General features: G+C 31.6%; 3 protein-coding genes. All 3 read right to left on the bottom strand.

Annotated elements, in window-relative coordinates:
• Positions 1 to 189 precede the first annotated feature (189 nt).
• Genes ACTHW2_RS12410 through ACTHW2_RS12420 form a run of 3 tightly spaced genes read right to left on the bottom strand, consistent with a single transcriptional unit; the run spans position 190 to position 2,842 of the window.
• Positions 190 to 957 (bottom strand): ABC transporter ATP-binding protein, encoded by a 768-nt coding sequence (locus ACTHW2_RS12410; protein ID WP_442264214.1) that lies wholly within the window; start codon positions 955 to 957, stop codon positions 190 to 192.
• Complete coding sequence (locus ACTHW2_RS12415) at positions 950 to 1,822, bottom strand: ABC transporter permease (RefSeq protein WP_442264215.1); 873 nt, start codon at positions 1,820 to 1,822, stop codon at positions 950 to 952. Before ACTHW2_RS12415 ends, ACTHW2_RS12410 begins: the two co-directional genes overlap by 8 nt.
• Positions 1,823 to 1,840: 18 nt before the next feature.
• Positions 1,841 to 2,842, bottom strand: coding sequence for an ABC transporter substrate-binding protein (locus ACTHW2_RS12420; protein WP_442264216.1), 1,002 nt, complete (start codon positions 2,840 to 2,842; stop codon positions 1,841 to 1,843).
• Positions 2,843 to 3,057 lie beyond the last annotated feature (215 nt).

Consider the following 3,057-nt stretch of genomic DNA (forward strand, 5'->3'; position numbering starts at 1 on the left):
GGTAAGTTTTTAGAATTATATTTTGAAGGCTTTGAAGAAGAGTATAGTGGTATGGACTGGAAAAGTTTAAAACTTGTATTTGAACAGGAAGATGATGGATGGTATTTAGTAGGAGTAATCCATGGAGAATGGACCATATAGATATAAAAAAGATATAGCTAAATTTAGCTATATCTTTTTTATCTTATTTTATGAAGCTATATCTCTAGAAATTTTTAGTCTATATATTTCCATAAGTTCTTCTTCAGTGATACTATTACTTTCTCTATCGAGTATAACTTTGCCCTTATCAAGCATTATAATTCTGTCAGAATAGTCTATTGCGTCCTTCATATTGTGAGATATCATTAGAGTTGTCATATTATTTTTTTCTATGATTTCTCTAGTTTTTTCCATAACTACAAAAGAAGTTTTAGGATCAAGAGCTGCAGTATGCTCATCTAAAAGAAGTAAATCTGGATGTTTCATTGTAGCCATTACAAGTGAAAGAGACTGCCTCTGACCACCAGAGAGAAACCTGACTTGAGTATTTAGTTGATTTTCTAGTCCCAAGTCTAATTCTTTTAAAAGTTTTATATATTCTGGTATTCTATTCTTTTTTACAAGTCTTCTAAGTGTAAAACTTTCACTTTTTTTATCTGCTAAACTCATATTTTCAAGGATAGTAAGAGAGGGAGAGACTCCCATAGAAGGGTTTTGATAAACTCTTCCTATATGAACAGATCTTCTTTCTTCTTTTAATTTTCCTATATTTTTATCTTCTAACATTATATGGCCATTGTCAGACATAATACTTCCCGCAATCATGTTAAGGAGGGTACTTTTGCCGCAACCATTTGAACCTATTATAGCAGTACATTTATTTTTTTCTATTTCTAAATTAAAACCTTCAAACACCTTTATTTCATGATCAGTTTGCTTGTTGAATGTTTTAGATAAATTGTTTATTTTAAGCATTAATTTCTCCTCCTTTTTTCTTTTTTTGTCCAAATATTTTTGGTGAAATATTATTATATGCTATAAAGATTATTACTATAATAGCGTTAACTGCTTTTAAATCATGAGGGTTTAAACCTAAATCTATTGCAATTCCACCTATAATCTTATAAATTACTGCTCCTGCTATTGCCCTTGTAGTATTTTTAATTTTTCTTGAGTTTTTACCGAAAGTGTCTCCTATTATTATTGATGCTAGGGCTATAACGATAATGCCATTTCCCATTGTCATATCTGCAAAACCTTGATATTGAGCCATGAGAGCTCCAGATAGTGCTACTAATCCATTTGCAAGCATAAGTCCTATAACTTTATATTTATTGCTATTTTGTCCAAGTGACTTTACTAAAGATTCATTGTCACCTGTTGCTATTAAAAGATAGCCTGTTTCTGTTTTTAAAAACAAATCAAGTAAGATTTTTAAAACTAGAACTATCATTATTAGAATTAATAGTTTGCTTCCAGTGTCAAATATTGAGTCAAATTCGAACAATGCTACATTTGATTTTCCATTAGTTCTTAAATTGACAGAATAAAAAATAGTCATAGTTAAGATTCCTGCAAGTATTGGTCTTATTTTAAGTTTAATAAAAAGTGTAGCAGTTAAAAGTCCAGCAAGTGTTCCAAGAGAAAAAGCTAATAGAGAGCTTATGATTGGATTTACCCCACTGCTTACAAACTTTGCAAATACAAATGCTCCAAATGGAAACGTTCCTTCTACTGAAAGATCTGCTATATCTAGTATTTTATAAGTTAGAAACACTCCTAGTGCAAGCAGTGCAAATATAAGTCCTTGTTCTATAGATGTGATTATAAGTGAATTCATGTGTGACCCTCCGTTTTACTACTGATTAATTTTTGTAGCATCTTTAAATGCTATATTTTCTTTTTTAATTCCTAAATGTTTCATTGTATCTTCATTGAATACTTTTTTTGTATTTTGAGCCTTTTCTACTTCTATAGTAGAAGGGCTCTCTTTATCTATTAATATACTTTTGGCCATATTAGCTGTCTGCTTTCCTAGCTCATAGTAGCTTAGTCCATCAGTTATAAGAATTCCACCTTTAACGTGAGAATCTTCGGCTGCAACTGTTATCATATTATTTGAGTTAGCTTTTTCGGCAATAACTGCTATTGAATCAGCTACCATATTGTCTGCTATGGTGTAGAGTCCATCAACTTTTTTAATCAATGAATCCATTGATTGTGGTATATCATTAATATTTGAAACTCCCATAGGAACTATTTCAAGTCCAAAGTCAGAGGCCAATTCTTTAGCCATTTCTACTTGTATTTCTGAATTTGCCTCACTTGTATTAAATAAAATACCAACTTTTTTTATGGAAGGATCAAGCTCATTAAACAATTTAAGTTGTCTATCCATCGGTGCTTCATCTGAAGTTCCAGTTATATTTCCACCAGGTTTTTTAAAGGAATCTAAAATACCCGCTTCAACAGGATCTGTAACTGCACTAAAAAGTATTGGAATATTCTCAGTGCTTTGCTTTGCAGCTTGAGCAGCTGGGGTAGCTATAGTATATATTAAATCTACTTCATCTCTTGTAAATTTTTTTGATATAGTAGTTGCAGTTGGAATATCGCCTTGAGCATTTTGATAATCTATCTTAGCATTTACTCCAAGATCTTTAAGACCATCCTCAAACCCTTTCTTAGCATCATCAAGTGCAGGATGTTCTGCAAGTTGACTTATAGCTATTGTAAACTCTTTATCTCCAGACTTGTCTGTTTGTGCTTTTGAACTGCTACTATCACTTGCACATCCTGATAGAAGCACACTACCTACTGCTAGACCTAATACTAATTTACTCATTTTTTTCTTAATCATTTTCTTATCCTCCTAAAATATTTTTGCGGATAATTAGAAAAGATTGAAAAAGAGTGTTAAAGAAATAAAAAATCGTCCCTATAAATAAGCATATGCTTATTTATAGGGACGAAAACTTTCCGCGTTACCACCCTAGTTATGACAATAGTGTCATCTCTTCAATCAGACCTAACAGTCCTATCCCTTATAACGATGGGCTTTCGTATTCGCCTACT

Origin of the sequence: Tissierella sp., assembly GCF_052089545.1 — a bacterium.
In the GTDB taxonomy this organism is placed as follows: Bacteria; Bacillota; Clostridia; order Tissierellales; family Tissierellaceae; genus Tissierella_A.